26 protein-coding genes are annotated in these 24,953 nt (G+C 63.7%); 12 read left to right on the top strand and 14 right to left on the bottom strand.

The features are described 5' to 3' along the window. Window positions 1-21 precede the first annotated feature (21 nt). From menD to ACH9L7_RS05235, 3 genes are all read right to left on the bottom strand, one after another. Window positions 22-1,767 (bottom strand): 2-succinyl-5-enolpyruvyl-6-hydroxy-3-cyclohexene-1-carboxylic-acid synthase, encoded by a 1,746-nt coding sequence (gene menD / locus ACH9L7_RS05245; RefSeq protein WP_396612682.1) that lies wholly within the window; start codon window positions 1,765-1,767, stop codon window positions 22-24. 60 nt (window positions 1,768-1,827) lie between these two features. Next, window positions 1,828-3,150: an isochorismate synthase MenF gene (locus tag ACH9L7_RS05240; RefSeq protein WP_396612681.1), complete on the bottom strand. Its 1,323-nt coding sequence runs from the start codon at window positions 3,148-3,150 to the stop codon at window positions 1,828-1,830. A gap of 148 nt (window positions 3,151-3,298) precedes the next feature. Beyond that, entirely contained in the window at window positions 3,299-3,892 is a 594-nt protein-coding gene (locus ACH9L7_RS05235) for a sulfite oxidase-like oxidoreductase (RefSeq protein ID WP_396612680.1), read from the bottom strand. A 185-nt stretch (window positions 3,893-4,077) separates the two neighbouring features. Here ACH9L7_RS05235 and ACH9L7_RS05230 point away from each other — a divergent pair, with 185 nt between their 5' ends. From ACH9L7_RS05230 to ACH9L7_RS05220, 3 genes are all read left to right on the top strand, one after another. Continuing rightward, window positions 4,078-4,290 (top strand): ribbon-helix-helix domain-containing protein, encoded by a 213-nt coding sequence (locus ACH9L7_RS05230; RefSeq protein ID WP_396612679.1) that lies wholly within the window; start codon window positions 4,078-4,080, stop codon window positions 4,288-4,290. A 58-nt stretch (window positions 4,291-4,348) separates the two neighbouring features. Then, window positions 4,349-4,627 carry a UPF0058 family protein gene (locus ACH9L7_RS05225; RefSeq protein ID WP_396612678.1) on the top strand — a complete coding sequence of 93 codons (279 nt, stop codon included), beginning with the start codon at window positions 4,349-4,351 and terminating at the stop codon, window positions 4,625-4,627. 153 nt (window positions 4,628-4,780) lie between these two features. Beyond that, complete coding sequence (locus ACH9L7_RS05220; RefSeq protein ID WP_396612677.1) at window positions 4,781-6,436, top strand: rhomboid family intramembrane serine protease; 1,656 nt, start codon at window positions 4,781-4,783, stop codon at window positions 6,434-6,436. A 60-nt stretch (window positions 6,437-6,496) separates the two neighbouring features. On the opposite strand, the gene ACH9L7_RS05215 is transcribed toward ACH9L7_RS05220, so the two are convergent. From ACH9L7_RS05215 to ACH9L7_RS05205, 3 genes are all read right to left on the bottom strand, one after another. After that, complete coding sequence (locus ACH9L7_RS05215) at window positions 6,497-7,123, bottom strand: METTL5 family protein (protein WP_396612676.1); 627 nt, start codon at window positions 7,121-7,123, stop codon at window positions 6,497-6,499. Then, window positions 7,123-7,518, bottom strand: a complete 396-nt coding sequence (locus ACH9L7_RS05210) for a hypothetical protein (protein ID WP_396612675.1) — start codon at window positions 7,516-7,518, stop codon at window positions 7,123-7,125. The genes ACH9L7_RS05215 and ACH9L7_RS05210 overlap by 1 nt, the downstream gene beginning before the upstream one ends. A 287-nt stretch (window positions 7,519-7,805) precedes the next feature. Next, window positions 7,806-8,777, bottom strand: coding sequence for a lamin tail domain-containing protein (locus ACH9L7_RS05205; protein ID WP_396612674.1), 972 nt, complete (start codon window positions 8,775-8,777; stop codon window positions 7,806-7,808). 141 nt (window positions 8,778-8,918) lie between these two features. On the opposite strand from ACH9L7_RS05205, the gene ACH9L7_RS05200 reads away from it, so the two are divergent. After that, entirely contained in the window at window positions 8,919-9,869 is a 951-nt protein-coding gene (locus tag ACH9L7_RS05200) for a transcription initiation factor IIB family protein (RefSeq protein WP_007540126.1), read from the top strand. A gap of 9 nt (window positions 9,870-9,878) precedes the next feature. Here ACH9L7_RS05200 and ACH9L7_RS05195 read toward each other — a convergent pair whose 3' ends face one another. Beyond that, complete coding sequence (locus ACH9L7_RS05195; RefSeq protein ID WP_396612673.1) at window positions 9,879-11,522, bottom strand: flippase activity-associated protein Agl23; 1,644 nt, start codon at window positions 11,520-11,522, stop codon at window positions 9,879-9,881. A 179-nt stretch (window positions 11,523-11,701) separates the two neighbouring features. Between ACH9L7_RS05195 and ACH9L7_RS05190 the strand changes: the two genes are divergently transcribed. From ACH9L7_RS05190 to ACH9L7_RS05180, 3 genes are all read left to right on the top strand, one after another. Next, complete coding sequence (locus ACH9L7_RS05190) at window positions 11,702-11,989, top strand: hypothetical protein (protein WP_396612672.1); 288 nt, start codon at window positions 11,702-11,704, stop codon at window positions 11,987-11,989. 33 nt (window positions 11,990-12,022) lie between these two features. Continuing rightward, window positions 12,023-12,508, top strand: coding sequence for a universal stress protein (locus tag ACH9L7_RS05185; RefSeq protein ID WP_396612671.1), 486 nt, complete (start codon window positions 12,023-12,025; stop codon window positions 12,506-12,508). Window positions 12,509-12,608: 100 nt separating this feature from the next. Further along, complete coding sequence (locus tag ACH9L7_RS05180; RefSeq protein WP_396612670.1) at window positions 12,609-12,935, top strand: 2Fe-2S iron-sulfur cluster-binding protein; 327 nt, start codon at window positions 12,609-12,611, stop codon at window positions 12,933-12,935. Window positions 12,936-12,977: 42 nt separating this feature from the next. Here the strand turns inward: ACH9L7_RS05180 and ACH9L7_RS05175 are convergent, their stop codons facing one another. Both ACH9L7_RS05175 and ACH9L7_RS05170 read right to left on the bottom strand, forming a co-directional pair. Then, window positions 12,978-14,117 (bottom strand): MBL fold metallo-hydrolase, encoded by a 1,140-nt coding sequence (locus ACH9L7_RS05175; RefSeq protein WP_396612669.1) that lies wholly within the window; start codon window positions 14,115-14,117, stop codon window positions 12,978-12,980. Between the two features lie 96 nt (window positions 14,118-14,213). Further along, window positions 14,214-15,932: a globin-coupled sensor protein gene (locus ACH9L7_RS05170; RefSeq protein WP_396612668.1), complete on the bottom strand. Its 1,719-nt coding sequence runs from the start codon at window positions 15,930-15,932 to the stop codon at window positions 14,214-14,216. Between the two features lie 170 nt (window positions 15,933-16,102). On the opposite strand from ACH9L7_RS05170, the gene ACH9L7_RS05165 reads away from it, so the two are divergent. From ACH9L7_RS05165 to galK, 3 genes are all read left to right on the top strand, one after another. After that, window positions 16,103-16,738, top strand: a complete 636-nt coding sequence (locus ACH9L7_RS05165) for a rubrerythrin family protein (protein ID WP_396612667.1) — start codon at window positions 16,103-16,105, stop codon at window positions 16,736-16,738. A gap of 69 nt (window positions 16,739-16,807) precedes the next feature. Beyond that, the gene (locus ACH9L7_RS05160; RefSeq protein WP_396612666.1) at window positions 16,808-17,401 is read left to right on the top strand and encodes an MOSC domain-containing protein; all 594 of its coding nucleotides are present in this window, start codon (window positions 16,808-16,810) and stop codon (window positions 17,399-17,401) included. Further along, on the top strand, window positions 17,398-18,591 hold the full coding sequence (galK, locus tag ACH9L7_RS05155; protein ID WP_396612665.1) for a galactokinase: 1,194 nt from the start codon (window positions 17,398-17,400) through the stop codon (window positions 18,589-18,591). Before ACH9L7_RS05160 ends, galK begins: the two co-directional genes overlap by 4 nt. Window positions 18,592-18,633: 42 nt before the next feature. Here the strand turns inward: galK and ACH9L7_RS05150 are convergent, their stop codons facing one another. Next, entirely contained in the window at window positions 18,634-19,593 is a 960-nt protein-coding gene (locus ACH9L7_RS05150; RefSeq protein ID WP_396612664.1) for an acetamidase/formamidase family protein, read from the bottom strand. Between the two features lie 182 nt (window positions 19,594-19,775). On the opposite strand from ACH9L7_RS05150, the gene ACH9L7_RS05145 reads away from it, so the two are divergent. Further along, on the top strand, window positions 19,776-20,906 hold the full coding sequence (locus ACH9L7_RS05145; RefSeq protein WP_396612663.1) for a citrate synthase: 1,131 nt from the start codon (window positions 19,776-19,778) through the stop codon (window positions 20,904-20,906). Window positions 20,907-20,975: 69 nt separating this feature from the next. Here the strand turns inward: ACH9L7_RS05145 and ACH9L7_RS05140 are convergent, their stop codons facing one another. The 3 genes from ACH9L7_RS05140 to ACH9L7_RS05130 all read right to left on the bottom strand — a co-directional run bounded on the left by ACH9L7_RS05140 (window position 20,976) and on the right by ACH9L7_RS05130 (window position 24,072). Next, complete coding sequence (locus ACH9L7_RS05140) at window positions 20,976-22,214, bottom strand: mandelate racemase/muconate lactonizing enzyme family protein (RefSeq protein ID WP_396612662.1); 1,239 nt, start codon at window positions 22,212-22,214, stop codon at window positions 20,976-20,978. A gap of 85 nt (window positions 22,215-22,299) precedes the next feature. Further along, window positions 22,300-22,746 carry a luciferase family protein gene (locus ACH9L7_RS05135; protein ID WP_396612661.1) on the bottom strand — a complete coding sequence of 149 codons (447 nt, stop codon included), beginning with the start codon at window positions 22,744-22,746 and terminating at the stop codon, window positions 22,300-22,302. 99 nt (window positions 22,747-22,845) lie between these two features. Further along, the gene (locus tag ACH9L7_RS05130; RefSeq protein WP_396612660.1) at window positions 22,846-24,072 is read right to left on the bottom strand and encodes an HAD family hydrolase; all 1,227 of its coding nucleotides are present in this window, start codon (window positions 24,070-24,072) and stop codon (window positions 22,846-22,848) included. Between the two features lie 178 nt (window positions 24,073-24,250). Here ACH9L7_RS05130 and ACH9L7_RS05125 point away from each other — a divergent pair, with 178 nt between their 5' ends. Beyond that, window positions 24,251-24,703 carry a DUF5799 family protein gene (locus ACH9L7_RS05125; RefSeq protein WP_396612659.1) on the top strand — a complete coding sequence of 151 codons (453 nt, stop codon included), beginning with the start codon at window positions 24,251-24,253 and terminating at the stop codon, window positions 24,701-24,703. Window positions 24,704-24,775: 72 nt separating this feature from the next. Here the strand turns inward: ACH9L7_RS05125 and ACH9L7_RS05120 are convergent, their stop codons facing one another. Continuing rightward, window positions 24,776-24,925, bottom strand: coding sequence for a hypothetical protein (locus ACH9L7_RS05120; RefSeq protein ID WP_396612658.1), 150 nt, complete (start codon window positions 24,923-24,925; stop codon window positions 24,776-24,778). Window positions 24,926-24,953 lie beyond the last annotated feature (28 nt).

Genomic DNA, 24,953 nt, shown 5'->3' with positions numbered 1-24,953 from the left:
TGAATTAGCCGGGAGAGAAAATCAGTCGGTCAACGCGTCCACAACTCGCTTTCGCAGGTCGTCGCGCACGCGATGGGAGTCCTCGGCGTCGGTCCGAACTTCGATAACGTCGGTTCCGGGCGTCGCCACCGACTCAGTGTACGCGTCGCGGAAGTCGTCCATCTCGACCGACTCGAACGAGAGTTCGTACAGGTCGGCAGTCGGCGCGAAATCGAGACCGTGAGGCGTCTTGAACTGGTCCGTAAACGGCGGTTCGAACTCCTCGATGGGGAGCATGTGGAAGATACCGCCGCCGTCGTTGTTCACGAGGACGATGGTCGCGTCCACGCCGAGACGGCCGAGTGCGAGCAGGCCGTTCATGTCGTGATAGTACGCGAGGTCGCCGGTCAGGAGCGTCAGGTGGTCGGTCGTCGCCGACCCGGCACCGAGCGCCGACGAGACGATGCCGTCGATGCCGGACGCGCCGCGGTTCCCGAGGACGGTTCGCGCCTTCGTCGAAGGCCGGGCGAAGCGGTCGAGGTCGCGGACCGGCATCGAGTTCGAGACGAAGACGGTCGCCGGTTCGGGCGCGAGGTCCGAGACGGCGGCCGCGACACGGCCTTCGAACGCGTCAGTTTCGGCGTCAACAGCGTCCCAGTGCGTCTCTTCGGCGTCGGTCCACAACTGATTCCACTCCGAATCGGGGCGGTTGCGGACGAGTTGCGAGAGTCGCCACGCGAGAACCGACGGTTCGGCCTCGACGAGATTCGTCGCGGTGAACTCGGCTTCTCGCCAGCGGCCCGCGGGGTCGACGAGGTACTGCCGGGCGTCGGTCCGAGCGAGGTACTTTCGGAGGGGCTTCGAGGTGGGTGACGCGCCGAGTCGAAGGACGACTTCGGGGTCCGGCCAGTCGTCGGTGACGCGCTCGTCGAGGTAGGCGTCGTAGCCGCCGAGGACCGTCGTCGTGCGGGTGTGGCCGCCGAATCGGAGTCCAGACAGCGGGTCGGCCACGATGGGGAACCCTGTCGCGTGCGCGAGCGCGGCGATAGCTTCGGTGTTGAACCCCGGCGAGTCGGCCGGGCCAGCGACGATGAGACCGCGGTCGGCGGTCAGTTCGTCGGCGAGTTTTCGCAGGTTGTCTTCCGACAGTTCGGGGACGCCACCGGTCGTCTTGACGTAGGGGTCGTCGCCGCGACCGTCGAGCGCCTCCGCGGACAGGCCGTCTGGGATGTCGTTTTCGACGGCGGTCGGTTCGAGTGGCTTGCGGAACGGGAAGTTGAGATGTACGGGTCCGGCATCGGCACCAGTGGCTTCGGCGAGTGCGCGGGCCGCGGTCGTTCTGAGACTCCGGAGTTTGCGCTCTGTCGCCTCCGGTTCCGGCATGTCCTTGTACCAGCGGACGGCGTCACCGTACAGTTTCTCTTGGTCTATCGTCTGGTTGGCCCCGCTGTCGCGGAGTTCTGGCGGCCGGTCGGCCGTGAGAACGAGCATCGGGACCCGCGACTGCGACGCTTCGATGACGGCCGGGTGGAAGTTCGCCGCCGCCGTACCGGAGGTACAGACGATGGGCGTTACATCGCCGGTTCGACGGGCGCGTCCGAGCGCGAAGTAGGCCGCCGAGCGCTCGTCGAGGTGCGAGAACGTCTCGATGTCGTCGTGGCCGTCGAACGCCTCCGTCAACGGGGTCGAACGACTGCCGGGTGCGATACACACCGCGTCGATGCCGGTGCGAGCCAATTCGTCGACGAACGTCCGTGCCCAGAGGGCGTTTCGGTTCGGTGCTGTCATCTCGTCTCGTGTCGATAATCTCGTCTCGTTCGGGTGTCTCAACTCGGAAGTCGGGAAGCGCTACGCCTCGCGTTCGAGTTCGTCGAGGATGGGTCGGTACTTCAGTTGCACTTCGTCCCACTCGGCGTCGGGGTCGGAGTCGGCGACGAGGCCGACACCGGCAAAGAGCGTCGCCAGCGAGTCGTCGACGACCGCCGAGCGAATCGCCACAGCGAAACTCCCGTCGCCGTCGGCGTCGAACCAACCGACCGGTGCTGCGTACCATCCTCGGTCGAAGGGTTCGGTCTCACGGATTACGTCCAGTGCGTCGGCTGGGGGAAGCCCACCCACTGCGGGCGTCGGGTGGAGCGCCCCAACCAACGACAGGACGTGTTCGTCGCGTTCGAGCGTCGCGTCGATTGGGGTCCAGAGGTGCTGGACAGTGGCGAGTTTGCGGATACCGCGCTCGCCGACGCGAACCGCGGCCGAAAGCGGGTCGAGTTGCTCGCGAATCGTCTCGGCGACGAGTTCGTGTTCGTGGTTGTCCTTCTCGCTCGCGAGGAGTTCGTTCGCCAGCCACTCGTCTTCGTCGTCGGTGTCGCCGCGACCGGTCGTCCCGGCGAGCGCGCCCGTCTCGATGTCGCGTCCGCGGAGCGAGACGAGCCGTTCAGGGGTCGCACCGAGGAAACTCGCGCCCATCGCGGGTTCGACGAGGAATCGGTGACACTCGGGGTACGTCCGGCCGAGGCGGGCCAGCAGGTCCGGAATCGACGCCGGGCGACCGAGTTCCACGTCGAGCGCCTGCGCGAGGACGACCTTTCGCAGGTCGCCAGCGCGAATGCGCGACACGGCGGCGTCGACACTCTCGCGCCACGCGTCGAGTGACGTGGTCCGGGTGCGGCCGACCACGCCGGGTGGTCCTGTCGGGTCAGCAACCGAGAGCGCTTCGAGGTCTGCCCGGACCTCGTCGAGGCGGGTTTCGACCGCATCGGCGTCGGCACCGGCGTCAGTGACCGTCACCCACACCTCGTCGTCGAAGACGAGTTGGACTTCGGGGACGACGAAGCGCGCCGCCGGGAAGTCGCCCCACGGGTCGCGGCCGGTCGCCGCCTCGTGGAAGGCGAGTCCGCCGAAGAAGCGCGGCCGAGCGACAGCGGGTGCATCGACGTCGGCACCGTCAAGGAGTTCGGTCGCCCGCTCACGGACGCGCGAGAGACGGTCTGGGCCGTCCGCCTCGACGGTGACGGCGGCACCCCCGCCGACGACTGTCGGTTCGTCGGGAGCGGTCCACAACGTCCGCGGGCGAGAGACCGCCGTGAGGGCCGCCCTGACCGACGGCACAGACAGTTGAGCCGACCTGCTGACGAGGGAAGTAGCCACCTCGTCGGTCCGCAACGGTTCCATCGCACGAGGCTCAGGACCGGGGACGCTTGAAACTCTCCCTTCTGTTCCGATAGCTGACCACCCCGTGAACATACATATACACCGACAGACAGATTCGGGCGTCGGTGTAGCGCTGAAGGGTTACGCTACAAAAGGAACGTACCGGTGATTAGCTGTATCGCTCTTCGTTCCACGGGTTCGCCGTGTTCGAATAGCCGCGTTTCTCCCAGTAGCCGCGTTCCGGTTCCGTGAGGAATTCGACGCCCGACACCCACTTCGCGCCCTTGTAGGCGTACTTGTGGGGTGTGACGACGCGGAGGGGTCCGCCGTGGTCTGCAGGCAGGTCGTCGCCGTCGTATCCCCACACGAACATCACTTCGTCGCGCATGCACTCGTCGAGCGGGAGGTTCGTCGTGTAGCCGTCGAGCGCGTGGAACATGACGTGGACCGCGTCGTCCACGACGCCCGCTTCCTCAGCGAGCGTCGGGAACGTGACGCCCTCGAACTCGCAGTCGAACTTACTCCATCCGGTGACGCAGTGGAAGTCCTGAACCTGCGTCTCCGACGGGAGCGACTGGAACTCCTCGAACGAGAGGTCGAGTTCGTTCTCGACGGCCCCCCAGACCTCGAACGACCACGTCTCGGGGTCCCACGAGGGCGTGCCGCTCTTCGAGAGCACCGGAAAGCGTTGGGTCTCGCGTTGGCCCGGCGGAAGACGGTCACCGCCGAACGCTTCGTAGAGGTCCGTGACGTTCTTGCTCATATTCGACCCTTCGACCCGACACACCTATCTGTACCGACTCGGGAAGCGTACCCACTCAGGAATGTGCGAAAAATATCTCTGTTTTTCGTGTGCTGTGTATCCCATTCAGTAACCAACTGTCGAGAAATCCGAATTGTCCCCCCGGCAGACTTAAATACGGCCCTTTCAAACCGTCGGACGTTCAGATGCCGAAAGTAGAGATAACCGTTCCGGAACACCTGGAGATGCAAATCGTGCAGCTCGTCGAGAAGGGGGAGTTCGTCAACCGCGACGAGGCAATCGAAGACCTCCTGTCGACCGGAATCCGAGCGTACAAGACCAGCGGCCCGATGTCGGACGATGACCGGGCCTTCGAAGACGACGGGATGATGGGTCACGAAGACGAGTACGTCTTCTGAGCCGAATGACAGCCCGCCCCAATAACTCTTAAACCACCGTCGCCCCTAAGCAACCCTCATGCACAAGGACGAACTGCTCGAGCTCCACGAACAGATGGTTATCATCAAAGACCACTTCAAGTCCCGCGAGCACGTCGACGACGCGTTGTTCGACCCGTACGATGAACTCGGTGTCGAGCCATCGCACGTCCACAAGTCCAAGAGCGAGCACAAGCACGCGGTGTTCGTCCTCGGGAACGCCCTCGCCACCGCGATGAGCGAAGACGAGTTCTCCAGCGCCGGGCGCGTCGGCAAGCGCATGGAAGAACTCGCCGAAGACGCCGAAGGAAAAATCTAACCGGGAGACGGCTCGCGTCACTGCTCGCTGCGACAGCGGCCGCAACACGACAGACGCTGGAGTTCGATTTCGTCCGATTCGTGCTGCATGCTAGCAGCAATCATAATTTTCCCGTGGTTTCTTAACCCCTCGTTTGTTGATGACTGGTAGCAAATGCTCGAGCTTCCCGGTTGGGTACCCCTCCACCGGCTTGCGGTCGGCTTCGCAATTTTCGTTGCTATCGTAGCACTCGCGCTGGTAGACCGCCCGAGTCGTCTCACCGCAGCGCTTCGTCGTCGACTGCTCTTCGGTCTTCCGTTGGGGACGTTCGTCTCTATCGGCGGCGTTCTCTTCGTCTATCTCTTTCTGCAAGGTGGGTTGTCGACGTGGTACCGGCCACTCGTCATTCCGTTCCGTGCGTGGTCGTACTTCTACCCGCTCGGGATGCTCGCCGCGCCGTTTTCGCACTCCAGCGCCGGGCACCTCATCGGGAACCTCATCGGAGCGTTGACGCTGGCCCCTATCGCCGAGTACGCCATCGGCCACTACCCGCAGCGGCGCGGGGCAACCTCGTTCGGGTCGTACCGTGACAACCCGTACGTTCGCGCGTTCGTGCTCTTTCCCGCCGGTGTGTTCGTCGTCGGTGTCCTCACGTCCGTACTCGCGCTCGGCCCTGTCATCGGATTCTCGGGTGTCGTGTTCGCCTTCGGCGGATTTGCCCTCGTCACACGCCCCATCACGACCGTGTTGGCGCTCTTTTCGGGACGCATCGTTCGCCTGTTCTACGACGCGATGCTCTCGCCCGAGGTAACTGCGACTGCTCGGCCCGTGTTCTCGACGCCGTGGTGGGCGCAAATCGCGCTTCAGGGACACGCAATTGGGCTGCTCTTCGGTGTGCTTCTCGGCGTGTGGGTGGTTCGAACGCGAGGCGACTCCAAACCCACCGCGATGCGAAGCTTCGCTGCCGTCCTCCTGTTCACCGTCCAAGAGTCGATGTGGGCTGTCTACTGGTTCCGCGGGGCAGAGACGTTCGTTCTCTTCCGCGCAGTCGGGGTTGCGCTCGTCATCTCGCTGGCGACGCTCGTTGCCCTCACCGTCGCGTCGTCAGACCGCCCGATTTGGCCGCGTGCGCCAGATATGTCGGTTCTGTCTGCACCGCGATGGCAGGTTGGTGTTGCCGTCCTTCTCATCGTCACCTCAGCACTCACGGGGCCTGCGATTCCGTACAACATGTTCACCACGGCCTCTGACGACCTGCCCGGAGAGAAACTCGAACTCAGGGATTACGAGGTCACGTACGCCGAAAACGTGCCGAACGGGTTGACCGCCGCCTTCGACATCGAACTCTTCGGAGAGTCGACGACGACAAACACCTCCGGCGTCATCGTCAAGAGCAAAGAGCGAGGCATCTGGACGACCGCAATCTCGAAGAGTCGACTCGCGTTCGACGGCCGGTCGGTCGTCAGAGTCGGCGGTGTCGGATGGCGCGACAGGGCGGTCGCCGCCCGCGACGGCTACGTCGTTATCGGCACGGGGGAATCGGCCTATCGTGTCTTCCTCGCCACCGAGAACGAGACCGTCCTCGCGTACAAGACCGGGGCTGTGCAGGCAGAACCTATCGTCGCCGGACGTAACATCTCGGTCGTTCCGACCGCGGAGGGCTACGACCTCAAAGTAGCCTCAGACCGGGGGGCCGTCCGCGGGCCGGTGCCGACGGCGAACGTCAGTACGACCCTCGACGACATCCGGTTCGTCCGGGAGGATACGTTCATTTTTGCGGAGTACCGTGGCACCCGCGTGCGAGTCGCGCGAGAAGAAACGTATAACTGAGACACAGTGCCCTCCGGAGTATAACTGAGACACAGACCTCCCGAGAGCGCCGACCGACGGCTACCACTCGATTCTGAACACTTCGGCGTCGAGTTCACGCCGGTCGTCCTCGTGGAAGTCGAACTGGTGTTCGAGGTCGAACGTCGCCCGGAATGCGTCGGTCACGTCGGCGTCCACATCATCTGCGAACGCCTCGATGAACTCCTTGCTCCCTTCGTTGTGGACTGAGTACGATACGTCAGCGACCGATGCCACCGATTCGAGGAAGGCGCGGTCAGCGTGTTCGTTCCCGCGTTGCGCCCCGAACGGTGGGTTCATCAGAACGGTGACCTGGTCGCCGTCGGAGAGACACAACGGAAGCCTCGTCGCGTCGGCGCGCACCCAGTGCACGGGCGCGGTCGCCCCGACGCGGCGAGCGTTATCGAGCGCGGTTGCCAGCGCGTCGGCGTCGAGTTCGACGCCGAAGACGCGCGCGGGAGACCGAAGGGCGGCACCGAGCGCGAGCATGCCGGTCCCCGTGCCGAGGTCGACGACCGTCTTTCCGTCGATATCGCCGCGGAGGTCGGCGAGGTGAACGAGGTGTGCGGCGAGGTCCGGTGGCGTGGGATACTGTTCGAGGGCGACCTTCGGGTTCTCGAAGCCAGCGACTACCGCCAGTTGCGCCTCTAACGCGGCCTTGGTTGCCATCAGGTGTTCGTGCGGTGGCGAACCTCAAAAGCGACACCCTCGCGATGGGCACGTTCTTCGAGCGCGGCCAGTGCCGTCTCTTCGTCTTCCGGTCGACACGACCGGGCCACGTCGACGACGATACGCCCCGAACCGAGGAACGATGCCACGCGCACGTACTCGCGGAGACGGTCCGACTCGGACTGAATCGCCAGCGGGTCGTCCTCGCAGAATTCGGCTTCGACGACGAGTTCGGCCGGGAGGTAGCCTTCGTCGGCCAGACCGGCTTTCAGGTCCCGAAGCCGAGACGGAGCGGTCGAGTCGAGATTCGCCGCGTCGAGGACGACCGGCGTCAGGTCGGTCGAGCGGGTGGTCGAGAGCGCTGCCTTCACATCCGGGGAGTCGTGCGTGCTCATGTTGCTCACACATATTCCTTGGTTATACATATAACTTTGTGAATGCGCAGTAGTAATCGGAAGGGCGAGTTGAAATGTCGATATATCGTCTCAAATGGCTGAAAACAGTAGGCTAGGGAATAATAGTGGCATGTGTTGTATATTCGCTCGGGGGTCACACGCTCCCCCATTCCCCCAGCGGTGGGATGGAGTCGCACAGTCTCCCCGAGGGTAGACGGGCACACTCTCGGGGCCTCGCTTGTGTCGTGGGACGATTCGAAGCGTATCCGGAAGAAGAGAGGATGTGACTACTGGTACGTGTAGGAGACGACAGTCTCGCCCGCCGCGTTCGTAATCGTCACCGTATCGCCACCGTTGTTCCAGACGGCGCTCGACCGACCCCAGTAGACCTCGTTTTGGGTGTCCGTTCCCGACCCAGTGTAGAGCGTGAGCGTCTCTCCGGCCGGAAGTTCGGTTCCGTCCGCGAACGTGTACGAAGCACCGGCCGCATCCGAGAGCGTCCACCCAGAGAGGTCGAGGCGTTCCGTTCCGGAGTTCCGAAGCGTCACGTACTCCTCGTTGAGGTTGTCGTTGTCGTTGCCGGGCGCGTCGGCCGCAACGCTGACTGTGAGTCCGTACTCGTTCGTCGCAGTCGTCCCATCGGCAGTCCCGTTCTCGGTCGCACACGTCCAGAGACCGACGCCCTGCTCTCGCGCCTCGCGTTCTGCCGCCTCGTAGCGCGAGCGCTCCTCGAACGAACTGTCGTAGAACCGCGCGTGACCCTCGGTGAGCAGGTGGTAGTTGAACTCCGCGCCGTCGACGACGACATAGGCGAGCAGTCGCCCGTAGTACCCGCGCTTGCCCGCCTGCTCGTCGTAGCGAAGGCCGACCGTCTGGTTCGACAAGCGTGCGTTAGCGAAGTCGCTCGCGTCGTGTCCCGCGTCGCGGAGACACGCTTCGCCCGCTTCGGTCTCTGGAACACCCTCGAACTCGTCTGGCGTGTTCGACCCGTACACCTCGGGCGTGTCGACGCCGAGCAATCTCACCGTCTCGCGCGCGCCGTCCGGCATGACGACTTTGATAGTGTCGCCATCGACGACTTCTACCACCTCAACTGACACGTCGCTCTGTGCAGGTTCGGAGTTCGATTCTGTCGCCGTCGGAACTGGCGTCGTCGGTCCGGCGGTCGTCGCGTCGGACTGGCTCAGCCCACCGCCGAGACATCCCGCGAAAACCGCGAGAAACGCGACAACGAGTATCGCGGTAGCACGTCTACCCATTCGATTCACCGTTGGTCAAGGAACATTATAAGTAGGTGAGTCCGACACGTCGTCAGCCGGGAGAAGCGAATCGCTAGACGGCGTGCTTTATCATAATTCTGATACAAAGGTTTAAATTCAAGCTCCACCAGAAACCTTTTAATGGAACGTCCGAGCCGGCAGCGTCAACGTGAGGAGGCAACGGCACAGGAGGACGAGCAACTGAGTTGCCCGGAGTGTGGGTCCGACCAGGTTGTCACGGACGCAGACCAGGGGGAACTCGTATGCGACGACTGTGGTCTCGTTCTCGACGAGCGCCAGATTGACCGCGGTCCGGAGTGGCGCGCGTTCAACCACTCCGAGCGACAGTCGAAGTCACGTGTCGGTGCCCCGATTACCGAGACGATGCACGACCGTGGTCTGACGACGACCATCGACTGGAAGGACAAAGACGCCTACGGTCGGTCGCTTTCCTCGGAAAAGCGGTCCCAGATGCACCGCCTTCGAAAGTGGCAGGAACGAATTCGAACCAAGGACGCGGGCGAGCGCAACCTTCAGTTCGCGCTCAGCGAAATCGACCGCATGGCGTCGGCACTCGGCGTTCCGCGGTCCGTCCGCGAAGTCGCGTCGGTCATTTACCGCCGCGCGCTCAACGAAGACCTGATTCGCGGGCGTTCCATCGAGGGTGTCGCCACCTCGGCACTTTACGCCGCCTGCCGTCAGGAAGGCATCCCGCGCTCGCTCGACGAAGTCGCGGAAGTGTCTCGCGTCCCGCAGAAAGAGATTGGACGAACATACCGGTACATCTCGCAGGAACTCGGGTTGGAACTCAAACCCGTCGACCCCAAACAGTTCGTCCCTCGTTTTGCATCCGCGCTCAATCTGTCCGAAGAAGTTCAGTCGAAGGCCACAGAAATCATCGACGTGTCCGCAGAACAGGGCCTGCTCTCGGGCAAGTCGCCGACAGGGTTCGCCGCCGCGGCTATCTACGCGGCGTCGCTTCTCTGCAACGAGAAGAAGACCCAGCGCGAAGTCGCCGACGTCGCGCAGGTGACGGAAGTTACCATCCGGAACCGCTACCAAGAACAAATCGAAGCGATGGGCTTCCGCTGAGTCCTGTCGTCAGTTTTTAACGAACACCACGACGCGCCGCCCCCACAGGGCCGTGTCGTACTCGTGGGCAACGTACCCGTCGAGAAGCGGTGCGACCGTCCCGCGCTCGGTTGCCGGGACAACCACGACCGGCGGCACGTCCGACAGTTGCCGAAGTTCCGCTTCGGTCGCGACTGAGCGGGTGTCGGCATCCTCACGGGCGATGTACCACGCGAGCGGGAGTCGCTCACCCCACGAATCCGGTACCGGCGGGTAATCGTCCGCCGTCTCTGCGACGTACATTGAACTCCCGTAGTAGAGCACGTCCACGTCCGCGTCGTCCGTGGGGCCGACCCACTCCGACACGTTGTCTCGGAACGAATCGAACTCGCTCGGCGGTTGGGCGTAGTGCGCGAGGTCGGTGTCTCGCGCACTCGGTGCGTACACTTCGCTGGCCGCGACGCCACCGGTCTGGACGAGGAGCGCGCCGACGATGAGAACCGTAGCGGCCACGCGGGGAACATCCCCGGCGTCGAGCGCGCTTCGACCCCAGCGAATCAACGCGGCGAGCGCGACGGCGGCCGGAATTGCGAGCGGAACGACGACGTGGACGCCGAGCCACGGGGCCGAAACCTCGGTCAACATCGGGACGAACACCAGCGCCGCCCCGGCCCAGTACGCGCCCGCGGAGACGAGTGCGCGCGGGCCGCTCGTCCCGTAGCGGTCGACGAGGAACGCCCCGAGCGCGAGGGCCGTCACGGGAACCGCCGCGATGGCGAGCGTCCCGAGTAAGTCGCCGAGGTACGGGAGATATTCGTGCGTGTATTCGGGGTACCTGTGGACGACGCGGACGCCGACGAATCGCCGAACCGAGTTGAAAATCGCCGCATCGAACGCGGTCAGTATCGTCCCGGGCGTGTACAGTCCGGCACCGTCCGTCTCGCCCGCACGGGGCGCAAAGGTGAAGACGTAGATACCGACGAACACCAAGAGTGCGCGCGCCGCTGGCGTTGCCGACCCGCGAGTGCGGGCGACGAATTCACCGAGACGGGTCGCGGCCGGCCGCGACGACGTGACGAGTGCGGCGTGGTCGAACACGAGCAGTCCGGCGACACCGAGACACGCGAGCGCGACGATTCCGAACCCGGACGAGGCGATGGCGAGCGCTGCTGCCGCCGCGAGTCCGTACGCGTTCTTCCTGCCGCCACCGTCGAGGAGTCTGACGGCGAACCCGAGGACGAGCAAGGCGAATCCCGCCGCAAGTACGTCGCCGCGTGCGAAGCGGCCGTAGTAGACGAGAAGCGGGTTGAGGGCGAGCACCGCGGCGAGGGCGATTATCTCGTCGTCGCGGAGGCGACTCCGAAAGAGGAGGGCGATACCGGGGAGCGCCGCTCCGAGGAGGGCGAAGGGGAGGCGAAGGGCGAAGTCGGTCGCTCCGAAGAGCGCCATCGACGCGCGGGCGAGGAGGTAGACGAGCGGGCCGCCTGCGACCGGGCGATAGCTGAAGTGCCCAGTCTCCAGATAGCGGAGGCTCCAGTAGCCGACGCGTGCCTCGTCCCAGTGGAGGGGCCGGGACCCGAGTGCGACGAGACGGACGACGAGCGCGAGAACCACCATCGCACCCACGGCGAGTTCCGTCCGGCCGACTCGCCGCCGGAGGCGAGAGGGAATCATGGGGTGACGTGACACCGCGGGCGGCAAGGTGTTTACGACTCGCGCCGGGGTTCATGCGACGTGCATTCGGTGGTCGTACGATACGTATTCTGTGGTTCGTACGATACGTATTCGGTGGTCGTGCGATACGTATTCTGTGGTTCGAAAGCGTCATCCCACCGGCCCGGTAGGTGACGGATATGGCGCTCATCGAATCACTTCCCCCACGTCCGCTCGAAGCCCCCGAACTCACGTCTTTGAACCGGTCCGACGCGTTCGAACTCGTCGTCTCCGTCGAGAGCGAGGAACCGGCGCGCGGACTGCTCTTTGCGACCGAGTCGTGGGTCAAAGGCGTCGCCTACGACGACGAATCGGGATGGTCGGTCGTCGAGACGGTCGAACTGGGCGACGAGACCGCCAGAATCGACGGACTGCAAGCGTGTGAAGGGTCGATTCTCTCCTTCCACGGCGGCGAGAACGAGGAGTAGAACTAACCCCAGTCCGGACGAAGGTAAATTGTCATGTACGACGAGATTCTCGTGCCGACCGACGGGAGTAAAGCCGCCGGGCACGCCATCGACCACGCGCTCGATATCGCAAAGACGTACGGGGCGACGATTCACGCGCTGTACGTCGTCGACACGAGTATCTACACGTCCCTCGACGCCGGGGCGGATGTCGTCATCGACGCCCTCGAACGCGAGGGTGACGCGGCGACCAAACACGTCCTCGAAGCCGCCGAAGAGGCGGGCGTCGAGGCGGACGCCGAAGTCGTCACGGGCACCGCCTATCGGTCGATTCAACAGTACATCGACGACCACGCTATCGACCTCGTGGTCATGGGAACCCACGGCCGAACCGGCCTGAGCCACTATCTGCTCGGTAGCGTGACAGAGCGCATCGTCCGCACGTCGCCGGTTCCGGTTCTCACGGTCCGGATGGAAAAAGAGGACGAAAAAGCGGAAGGCGACGCATCCGGTGAGGAGACGGCCGAGCCCGAAGAATAAGTCCTCGAATCGGCGACTAAATCCCCGTCTCGGCGGCTAAACTACGCTCCCAGTATTTCTTTGATAAACAGTTTTGTCGGGGTCGCTCATATCCCGTGGTATGACTGACTACACCGTCGAGTTCGTCGGGACCGGCGAGACCATCACCGTCTCCGACAAGCAGACCATCCTGAAAGCGTGCATCGAAGAAGGCATCGCACAGGAGTACTCCTGCCGCGTCGGCATGTGTCTCGCCTGCTCCGCGGAGATTCTCGAAGGCGAGGTTACCCAACCCGCCGCCCGTGGGCTGACCGACGAAGAAGCAGAGAAGTACGCGCTCACCTGCATGGCGCGCCCGCAGAGCGACCTCAAACTCGAACGCGGTATCTACCCGCCGAGCATCGAAGACGATGCTGCGGCGACCGGCGCTGCCGCTGACGACGACTAACGACGGGATTTTCGGGGCGCAGTTTGCACCCCACACTCTCTATTACGCTTCCGGAACTGTCGCCGCGCAGTTGTTCGGCCCCAACTCCATCTCGAACGCTTCGTCATCGTCGAGCGGTTGCTGACCGAGGTTGGTGTCGATGATGCGCTCGAAGTTCGCCGGGCGCGGCGGCATATCTTCGAGGATGAATTCGACGAACTCGTCGGTGTCCATCGAGAGCGCGTCGAGACGCTGGCGAAGCGTGTCGAGCGTCGCCACGTAGGCACCACTGTCGCCGGGAGTCGCCTGCGCACTGTAGTGGGCCGGAGCGACTCGCGTGTCGCCGTCGAAGTCGGCGTATCGTTCGACCAGTGTCTCGTGGAGACGGCGGGCCGCATCGGGCGCACCGGCGTCCCCTTCTTCGAGGTCCGGACGTGCGACGCTCTCCAAGAAGAAACTATCGCCGACGAAGAGAAGGTCGCCGAGTCGATAGGCCGTCATCTCCGAGGTGTGTCCCGGCGACGCGACGGCAACGAGTTCGGTGTCGCCGACAGATACTGTGTCGCCGTTTTCGACCAGTTCTGCATCGTACGCGAGACCCCGGCGTGTCGCGCCCTCGGGAAGGACCACAGAGGCGCCTTCGAGGTCGGCGACCGTTCGAACACCGCTTACGTGGTCGGCGTGGACGTGCGTATCGATTGCAGCGACGATATCCGCTCCGTAGTCGGCCGCGTCTTCGACGTATCGGTCGGTGAACGCGCGCAGGGGGTCGACGACGACCGCTTCGTCACCCGAGACGACCATGGAGGCGAGACAACCGCTGGACGGGCGGTCGTACTGGAGCACCGTCGCGTCGGCGTGCGGAATCTCCGTGGACAGATAGACGTCCGCCCAGCCTTCCATGCCAGTCTCCAAGTTTTCGGCTGCCACGCCAGCGTCGGAGAGCATGTCTGCAACGTGGTCGCTCGCGTTTCCTTCGCCACAGACGACGACAACCGGTTCGGGTGCGTCCGCGAACTGTTCGGCGAGTTCGTCGACGGTGTCGAGGGCTTCCGCCTGCGTGAACCGAACCGCCGGAATCTGTTCTGCGGTGACGCTCCGGCCGTCAACGTGCCACTCCTCGAACTCGTCGCGGTTTCGAACGTCGAGGACAGTGGTCGGGTCACCTCGCTGGAGTCGGCGTGCCAGGGCTTTGGGGGACATATCCTGACCGTAGGGCCGCACGGCGTAAGAACACTCCGCGGGAAAAAAGCAGACAGAGGGAGAAAAGCGGCAGATGGAGAACGGAGCGCAGTTCGGCTACTGGTCTTCGCCGCCGTCGTTTCGGATGTGCGCTGGCGGGTCTCCGACCGACCCGTCGGAAACGTCGCTCGGCATCGTATCGACTGCCTCAGACCCCGCATCCGAATCAGACGACGCGCCACCAGACACCGAGTCGGGCATCGCGGCAGCGAGGCGTGACGCATCGCCGCCGTCGTCTACGTCACCGAGCCTGTGAGTCGCATCACGAATCGTGAGCACCTGCTCGGTCTGCGAGCGATTCGCGTCGGCAACCTCGCCGATTTGCTCGGAGACTTCGGTGGCGCGTTCGGTTGCCCGGTCAACCATATCGGCGATTTGCTCTGCGCTCACGGCCTGGTCGTCGGTCGCCGCCGCAACTTCACTGACGCCGGCGCTCGCCTGTTCGACCGCCGCGGAGATGTCCGAGAGACTCCGCATCACGTCCTCACCGCGGCCGATGCCGTCGTGGAGGCGGTCGGTCGTCTGCGAGAGACTGTCGATGGTGTCCTGCGCTTCGACCTGAATGTGGTCGACTGTCTCTTCGACTTCGGCCGCGCGGGACTGCGACTCCTCGGCGAGGTTCTTGACTTCGCTGGCGACGACAGCGAATCCCTCACCGGCATCGCCCGCCCGTGCTGCCTCGATGGAGGCGTTGAGCGCGAGTAAGTTCGTCTGCTCGGCGATGTCGTTGATGGCTTCGAGCACTTCGTCGATTTCGTCTATCTTGTCGTGGAGTCGCTGCACGTCGGCGGACGCCGTCTCGGCGGCCTCGCTCACGTCGCGCATGACATCGATGGCTTCGTCGGCCGCGTCTTCACCCTCCGCGGCGCGCTCGGCGGCGTCGGCGCTCGTCCGTTCGACCTCTTCGGCCGTCGCGGCGATTTCTTCGACGGTCGCACTCATGTCGGAGACTTCGGCGGCGACCGTCGACATGTCCTCGGCCTGCATGTCGGCGATATCCTTGATGCCGGTGGTGCGTTCCGTAACTTCCTGTGAGGTTTCGAGTAAGGATTCGACGGGTTCTCGAACGTCCGCTTCGACCTCTTCGGCGAGTGTACGGCGCTGTTTCGCCTCGCGTCGGGCCGTCTCGTTGTACGAGTCGATATACGTCTCCATGGCGATTTGCTGGTCCAACGAGAGGAGTTTCAACACCGGAAGGAACCGTTCGACGACCGCATCGACGGCCTCTTCGACGTTCGATTCCGTCTCGCTTCCGCCGCGGAGTTTGCCGAGCAGGCCACCGCTCGACTGCGACGCACCACCGGACCCGCTGAACTCGTCTTTCACGTCCTCGGCGATAGCCTCGGCCAACCCTTCGTAATAGACCGAATAGGCACCGAGGTAGTGCTTCGGTCCGAGGTCTATCATGTCGTGGATTTTCCCGATTCGCGCCCGCTTGGAGAAGTAGTCCGTCCCGTAGTCGCCGCGGCCGAGCGCACGGAGGTACGCCGCCTGATCGCCTTTCAGCATCTCGACGGTCTTCGTCGAACGGTCGATGAAGGCCGCCGCGCCGGTATGCTCGCCGAGGTGGTCGTAAAATTCGTTTGCAAAGTCGTCGGCCACGTCGTCGAAGAGTGGTGCCATCGACTCCAGAAGGCGCTCGTCTTCGTCCGACAGGCGGACGAACGATTTGCGTTCGGCGATGTCGTCAGCGTCGATATCTAATCGTGAGAGCAGGTGTTGTCCGTCGACGCGGGACCGCGCGTCAGCCGTTACTTGTGCCGAGGAGTCAGTCATTGTCGATATTCAACTGGTTCGACTACTTCAATTCTTACCACACAGTATCATGTTTGATACCCGCAGTACTGCGGGATATTATCTCACTCACGCCGCCGTTTGGTCGGTATCTCACTCACGTCGGTGATTTGGTCAGAACGTTCACAACTGTGGAGACCCTGATTCGGCGCATGGACGCTGATTCATTCCGCGAGGAGGTCACGGCGGCAAAGCAGACCCAACTCGACCGACTCGGGTCGCCGAAGCTCCTGCTCGCGTTGACCGAGGCGGACCTCTCCGAGTCCGCCGTCCTCCGGGCCGCTGCGTTCTCGGAGCACGCCGCACGCGAGACGTTCCGGTCGTGGGCGGACGACGAGGCTGACGTGCGTGCGAAAGCAGCGTTCGAGAAGACGGCGGAGCAGGAAGACGAACACCTCGAACGCGTGCTCGATGCCCTCGACGAGGACATCGGCCTTCCCGACGAACCGGGGCCGATGCACGCCTACCTTCGCGGCCGCGAGAACACCATCGAACGCGTCGCCGCGGGGATGGTCGGCCGCGGACTCGTGTCGCTTCGGACCCACACACAGGTGATTAGCTTCTTTATCAACGAGGCTGACCCGGCCGGGGCGGACCTGTTTCGGGACCTCAAGAGCGAGACAGAAGACACGCTCACCACGGGGCTCAACCTGCTCGACGAACTGTGCGAATCGGACGACGACTGGAAGCGCGCGAGCATGGTCGCCGAGTACGTCGTGCAAGTCGCCTACGACGACTACGCCGACGGACTCACCGAACTTGGAATCGACCCGAAGCCACTGTGCTGAGTCGCTGACGCGACCACACACCCCGGTCGCAACCGAACCTATTCGTCCCTTCCAGTGCTAGCCGGACACATGACCTCCGACCCGGGGCACGTCGAGGAACTCTACACCGCCCCATCGAAGGGTGCGCCGATGGTCTCCCACGACGCCATCGACATCAACAACGGTGGTATCGTCGGCGACCGATACCGCGAAGGGACGGGCTACTACTCGGCCACCGACGGGTGTGCGGTGACACTCGTCGACGCCGCCGTCCTCGACGAGGCCAGAGAGACGTTCGGCCTCGACCTGTCGGGTGGCATCCACCGTCGAAATATCGTCGTTCGCGGAGTCGACCTCACAAGCCTGCTCGACGCGACATTCGAACTCGGAGAGGCGACGCTTCGCGGAACGAAACTCAGACCCCCGTGTGCGCATCTCGCCGACCTCGTCGGCGACGACAGCGTTGGTGACGCGCTCCGCGAGCGTCGAGGCGGCATCTGCGCCGATGTCGTCGCACCCGGCCACGTTGCGGTCGGCGACACGCTTCGGGTGACGCAGGCGAACCCGAGAGAGATGGGCCGTCAAATCGCCGCGCGACTCGGTGCGGACAGTTCTTTCGGTAAGGGTACGGACGCGATGACCCACGGAGATATCGACGGAACTGACCACGGAGACACCGAATGACGCGAACGAACCGCGCTCCCGAAAGCGACCCACACTCCCGCGCGGTGGCTGGTCTACGCGACGCATTCGGTGCGGGGCCGGGTGGCTCACCCGACCCAGTTGTCGCTGTCGCTCCCGGTCGGGTGAACCTCGTCGGCGGACACACGGACTACAACGATGGTCTCTGTCTCCCGCTGGCTGTCGACCGACATGTCGCGGTCGCCGCCCGTCTCCGCGATGACGACGTGATTCGCGCCCGTGCGACCGATTTCGGAGAGACGGCGACGTTCGCTCCCCACGACGACCCAGCGGGATGGGCCGCGTACGTCGCTGCTGTCGCTCGTGTCCTTCGGGAAGACGCAGCCCTCCCCGGCGCGGACCTCGCCATCGCCTCGGACGTCCCATCCGGTGCGGGGCTGTCGTCGTCAGCGGCCATCGAACTCGCCGTCGGACGGGCACTCCTCGGCGTTGCAGGCCGGAAGATGGCGACGACCGACCTCGCGCTCGCGTGCTGGCGGGCAGAGCGCGAGGGTGTCGGCGTCGAATGCGGCATCCTCGACCAGTTCGCCGCCGGTCTCTGCGAACCCGACGCCGCGCTATTCTTGGACTGTCGCTCACGCGAGTTCGAACACGTTCCTCTCGGCGGCGACGTGGGAATCCTCGTCATCGACACCGGCGTCTCCCACGAACTGGCCGACTCTGGGTACAACGACCGGGTGCGCGAGTGCCGCGAAGCGGTTGCCGCACTCGACGAGGTAGCAGATACGGACCTTCAGTCGCTCCGAGATGTCGATTTCGACCTGCTCGAACGCCACGCTGATGCCCTCGGCGACACTCACTACCGCCGGGCCAGACACGTCGTCTCTGAGAACGAACGCGTCAAAAGCGCTCGGGAGGCGCTATCGGCAGGTGACTTCGATGTGGTCGGCGACGCGATGCTCGCCGGACACGAAAGCCTGCGCGACGACTACGAGGTGAGTTGCACCGAGTTAGACGCTGCTGTCGAACTCGCCGCGGAAACTGCGGGCGTCTACGGCGCGCGGATGACCGGCGGCGGATTCGGTGGAAGCGCCGTTGCACTGGTCGCTGAGTCGGCGCTGGAACGCGCCGAGCGCGAGATTCGCGCCGCGGTAGCAGACCGGGTCAGTCCGAAGGCGGACGTGTTCGCCTGCCGACCGAGTGGTGGCGTTCGGTTGGTCCAGCCTGAGTGAGGAGTTCGGTTGGCCCCTCCCAACTAAAGACGGGGCCGAGAATCACTCGGGGAAGAGACTCTTCGGCAGGTACGCCGAGACGGTCCAGTTCGGGGCGTCCACGACTTCGTTTATCTTGAGGTCCACCGCGGCCGAACAGAGGATGTACGCCTCACCGGCGGTGAGACCGTGTTCGACCTTGAGGTGCGAAATCATGTGTCGAATCGCCTTCTTGGTCGCCACCATCAGGTCGTCGGCGATGCCCGACGTTCCGTACATTGGTTCGTCCGCCCCGGTCGGAGTGAACGGTCCGCTCGTCTCGAACTCGGGTTGCGAGATGGTCTTGTTCTTCAGCACGTCGAAGCGCGTGGTGACGAACATCGGCGCTTCGATGCCGGTCACGCACACCTCACCGTCGCCCTGCGCTGCGTGACAGTCGCCGGTCGAAAAGAGCCCCCCTTCGACCTCTACGGGGAGGTACAGTGTCGACCCTTTCGTAAGGTGTTTAATGTCCATGTTGCCGCCGGTGTCGCGCGGCGGGAGTGTGTTGTGCGCGCCGTCTTCGGCGGGGGCGACTCCGGAGACACCGGCGAACATCCCCAGCGGGACTTCGATATCGTTCACGAAGTGCGCAACTCCGTCGTCGAGGTCCCAGATGTGGAGCCCCGGTTTCTCGAAGTCCTTCGGGAGAAGACCGAACCCCATGTCGCCGGGGAAGAAGCCAGTATAGCCCCACCCTTGATGTTCGAAATCGAGGAATTCGACGGCGAGTACGTCCCCCGGTTCGGCACCCGTGATTTCGACGGGACCTGTAAGCGGGTGCACTGGGTCGAAATCTGCGTTGGCGAAATCCTCGGCGGTCGACTGTGGTGTGATTTGTCTGTCGAGCGCGTCTCGGCACTCGAACCGAACGACATCGCCCGATTCGACCGTCACGTGGGGTTCGAGTCCGTTGTCCCAGCTGTGGTGGATGTTCTCCTCGGCGGCGGTCAGTTCGTAGTCGATGGTGTAATCAGAGGGCATACGTTACCATATGACGTTCTGAAGTGACAAAAGCTAGCTAGACGGCTGGGAGACTCAACGTGCACTACTGGTCCCCCGATATACTGGACGTGTGTCCGGAAGTCTGCATTATTTGTGACCAAATTCTACATGGAACTATGGTAAACCGAATTACATAATACGGACGATTGAAACTGAGACGCATGGGAGACGAACTCAATCGAGGTCTCGAAGGAATCTCAGTCGCGGAGACGAAGTTGAGCTACATCGACGGTGAGGAAGGCGAACTCGTCATCGGCGGCTTTCCGCTCGCCGAACTGGCGGGGAACGCGTCCTACGAGGAGAGCGTCTTCCTCCTGTTGAACGACCGTCTGCCGACCGAATCCGAACTCGACGAATTCCGAAGCGACCTCGCGGCGCGGCGCGAAGTCACAGACGAGGTGCGGGCGGTTCTCCGCCGCGCTGCCGACGAGGAAAAGCCACCCATGGATGCGCTCCGGATGGGTGTCGCCACCGCGACCCTCGGAGCAGACGAACACTCGAATCGGGAGGCAGTCAAGCGCGTCGTCGCAGTTCATCCGGCAATCGTCGCGACGTACTGGCGCTACCGACAGGGCGACGAGCCGGTTGCACCGCGCGAAGACCTCGGCCACGCCGCGAACTACCTCTACATGCTGAACGGCGAGGTGCCGACGGACGCGGCGGTTCGCGGTCTCGAAACCTATCTCAACACCGTCATCGACCACGGACTGAATGCCTCAACGTTCACCGCCCGAGTGGTCGTCTCGACCGAGTCGGATGTCGTGTCGGCGGCGACCGCCGCCGTCGGGACGCTCAAAGGGCCGCTTCACGGCGGCGCGCCCGGTCCCGTTCTCGACATGCTCCGAGAAGTTGCCGACTCCGGCGCTCCGCGGGAGTACGTCCAAGAGAAACTCGATGCGGGCGAGCGACTGATGGGCTTCGGCCACCGCGTCTACCGCGTCCGCGACCCTCGCGCCGCGGTCCTCTCGACCGCCGCCGAGAGTTTCTACGGGGAGAGCGGCGACGCCGACTTCTTCGACACCGTCCAAGAGTTCGAGGATGTCGCAGTCGAGATGCTGGCCGACCACAAACCGGGACGGCGACTGGAGACGAACGTCGAGTTCTACACCGCCGCGCTCTTGCATGGCGTCGGCATCCCGAAGGACCTCTTTACGACGACGTTCGCCGTCGCCCGCGTCGGCGGGTGGATGGCCCACTGTCTCGAACAACTCGCCGACAATCGCATCATTCGACCCCGGAGTCAGTACGTCGGCGAGAAGGGACGAACGTGGACGCCGGTCGGGGAGCGATAAGGCTGTGCAGTCGCTGCGTGGTCTTCGTCAGTGAATAGAAAATAGAAAGCCGCAGCAGAAAGCTTCGGCTTACGCTTCGTCGAAGAGGCTGTCGCCGTCGACCATGTGCTCTTCGACGGCGTCCACGTCGAGCGTCAGGCCGAGACCCGGCTTTTCGGGAATCTCGATGTAGCCGTCTTCGATGACGGTCTCTTCGACGAGGTCCTCCCACCAACCGAGTTGGTAGGAGTGGTACTCGACTGCCAGCGCGTTCGGGATGGCCGTGCCGACGTGCGCGGAGGCCATCGTCGCGATGGGCGACGAGACGTTGTGCATGGCGACCGGGACGTAGTACTGGTTCGCAACGTCCGCAATCTTCCGCGTCTCGCGCATGCCGCCGACCTTGGGCATGTCGGGCGCGACGATGTCGACCGCCTGATTCTGGATGAGACGGCGCAGTTCGGTCACGCGGTAGCGGTTCTCACCGACCGTGATGGGGGTGAGCGTGGACTTCGTGACTTCTTCCTGCACTTCGAGGTTCTCCGGCGGGACGGGGTCTTCGAGCCACCACACGTCGTAGTCCTCGATGGCGGCCGCGAGACGCTTGGCGCTGCCGCCCGAGAAGGTCCAGTGGCAGTCGAACGCAACGTCCGCGCGGTCTTTCACGCGCTCGGTGACGGCCTCGACGATTTCGGCCTTGTGGCGAATTTCGCCGGGACGGAGGTGCCGGTTCGCGCGGTCCTTTTCGAGACCCGAGGGAACGTCAAGGTCGAACTTGAGGGCGTCGTAGCCGAGTTCCTCGACGACGCGCTCTGCCTCGTCGGCGCAGGCCTGCGGGTCGGCCTCGTCGGCCGTGTGGCAGTCACAGTAGACGCGCACTTCGTCGCGGTACTTGCCGCCGAGCAGTTGGTACGCCGGGACTTCGAGAATCTTGCCCGCGAGGTCGTGCAGGGCGATTTCGATACCGGCGATAGCCGTGACGGTGACGCCCTCGACGGACCCCTCACCGGACATCTTCTGGACGAGGTGCTCGTACAGGCGGTCGATGTCGAGCGGGTTCTCACCGACGATAAAGGGCTTCATGCGCTCGATGAGTTCCGGCACGCCCGCGCCCCAGTAGGCCTCACCGGTGCCGACGATTCCGGCATCGGTGTAGATGCGGACGAGCGTCCACGGGAAGTTGCCGTCGACCATCGTCGTCTGTACGTCCGTAATCTCCACGTCTCGGCCGCCGCCGCGCTTTGCGGTGACGCCCATCGTCTCCGCGGAGAGTTCCCGCATCGTGTACTCCGCGTTCGGGTCGTGAAGGTCCGCGTAGTTCTTACCCATGTGTAGTGGTTTACTCGTTCATTAGTAAAGTTTTCCCGACGCGGCGAACGTTTGACGGTTCTCTAGAGGGACGGGCCGGATGCTCTTAGGCGTATGCCCGTCGGTTCAGTACGTCTCCGAACGTATCCCGGACGAGCGTGTCGAGTTCGACGGGTAAATCGAGGTGACGCAGTTCTCTCTCGGCGTCGAACGTCGGGTCGAGGTCGATGTCGCGGCGGCGGAGCGCGGAGAGTCGCCAGAGGTACGCGAGCCTGAGCAGTCGCATCGCACCCGTGATATCTTGTGCGCCGAGCACGCGGTAGGTCACCCACGCGGAGTTCGGAAGGACGTGGTGTGCGTCAGCTACCCCCTCCATGATGAGGATGTCTCTGACGCGCTTCGTGATGGCGAGGTCGACGATACCGGTGTCGTGGACGTGGCCAATCTCCTTGCCAGCGACGACGAATTCGGTGCCGCCGAAGCGGTGTGGTTCGGTTTCGACGCCCGGCCACCGGAGGACCCGAGAGACGATTCGGTCGATTGCAGCAGTCATGCTAGACGTACGCCCGCTGAGACCATAAGCCAGTGAGTGGGGTGAAAGCCACCGAACCAGAGAGAAAACGCTGGTGAGTCGGTGCGGCGCACCGAGTATTCAGTCGACCAGCAGATTCAGCGCGTAGACTGTCCGAAGCATCGACGCCGCGTCGCCCCGGTCGAAGATTAGTCCGTCCGTGTCGCGGACGTGTTCGAGAACGCCCGGAGAGGAGTGGTCTGGCGCGGCGGAGATACCGCAGTCGTTCTCCGCGGCCCACTTCATCACGTCGAGGTCGGACTTCGAGTCGCCCATGACGAGGATGAAGGGGTCTTCGACTCCCAGTACGTCGAGCGCTGCTTCGACCCCCGCGGCTTTGTTCAGGTCTACCGCAGAAAGTTCCGCGGCGTCGGCGTGGTAGTAGGCGACGGTGACGCGGTCGAATGTCACCCGCACGTCGTCCGGAATTTCTTCTCCCACGTCGTCTTCGGGGAGCACGTCGCGGTCGGCGAGCACCGATTCGATTTCCGGGTCAGTCGCGGCATAGAACGCGCGTGCCCACGTCGGTCCCGCGGAGTCGTCGGTGACGGCCTCGCCGAGGAGGTCCAGCATGTAGACCAGTCCGCCGTCGATGACCGCCTCGGCGTCGTCGCTTCCGGTCTCGAAGTTCGGCTTGAGCGTGACGTTGAACTCGTTCCCCTGAAGGTGGACGTTGCCGCGGAGTTCTTCTGGGAGGTCTCTTATGACACGGCCCCGGACGGACTCGAAGACCGACTGGACGGACTCGTCGAGCGTCTCGTAGAGCAGGCGCTTCGTGTTCGACCCGTGGCCCGGCGTGAACACGCCTGTCCCCGCTTCGTAGACGATACTCACGTCTCCGGAGTGGACGAGTTCGTTGCCCAGTCCCTGAATCGCGAATCCCTTGACGTTCTCCAGCGTCTGGCCCGTACAGATGACGATGGGGACGCCCAACTCGTGGAACTCGGTGAGAAGGTGCAGCACCTCCCGCGGAATCTCGTTGTCGGTGCGTCCGGCCGACCGAAGCGTCTCGTCCACGTCGAGGACGAGCGCGTTCACATCGCGGCCGTACTTGGTGTAGAGGTCGAGGGCGGTAAACGCCTGGTCGCGGGTCGCCCGCGCCGCGAGTTCGGCGTAGCGGTCGCCATCGGGGAGTGTCCGGCGGATGCGCGCCTTCTCGTCAGATAGTTCGTCGGCAACAGCCTGCCAGTGTGAGAGTCCAACCCGCGAGTCCAGCGGCGGCAACAGGTCGACGAAGTCCTGTTCCTCGCGGACACCCGCGGCGTCGAAGGTGTCGTACAGTCGATACAGAAGGTCGTACCGCTCCATGTATCGGTGTGGTCGTCCACACCCATTAAATCCGCGTCGTGCGGTGAATACCGCCGCGGATGCGAGGGGTGACTGAGTGGGCGAGGAGTGACTGATTGCGTGGATGTTGGCCGACCGCGTGACCGTGTGCTCGACAGACCCCGCAACCCTGATACGGTCCGGCCGACGACATGTGCACATGGCACACTGGACCGACAGCATCGTCGGCGACCGAATGACGGTGGACCGCGAGTTCAACGACCACGTGATGAACTCCCGGTTCTCCAGTCAGGAGTGGGGGCTTATCATGACGGCCACCGAGTTCGAAATCGAACACGCCGACGACCCCGAAGAAGCGCGCATCGTTGCGAACACCGAGAAGGTGCCGCAAATTATCCCCGAACTCGACAACATCCGCAAGCAGATGGGCGCGATGGGCGGCGCTCCACAGGAGTCCAGCGGAGGCGGCGGAAGTGGGCTTGTCGACTCTATCAAAGGTGCGCTCGGACTCGGCAACGGCGGCGGCAATAACTCATCCGACGAAAAACTCGAAGACGCGGAACGACTCACACAGGCCTACGCAGACGCCCTCCAAGAGCACCTCGAAGCAAAGGGCAAGTGGGAGCAGGTCAGAGTCGCCTATCGGGAGTAACGACGCACCCGGAAACGGCTCTTTGCGACGAGCGCGACGGGGCCACAGTCGACCACTTTTCTCACTACCCCGTCAGTACTCGTCGCCAGCGTGAAACAGCGTCCGCTCGCTCGCTTCGTAAATATTCATCAACTCAATTATCAGTTCGTCGTACTCTTCGTCTTCTTCCCGGAGATTGTCGAGTCGGGCGATAGTTTCGTCGTCGAGGTGGATTTGAGGCATAGTTGTCACCACGTCTCGGAATACCTTA

Source organism: Haloferax sp. S1W, from assembly GCF_044593955.1.
GTDB lineage: Archaea > Halobacteriota > Halobacteria > Halobacteriales > Haloferacaceae > Haloferax.
This window is presented reverse-complemented; position numbering and strand designations above follow the sequence as displayed.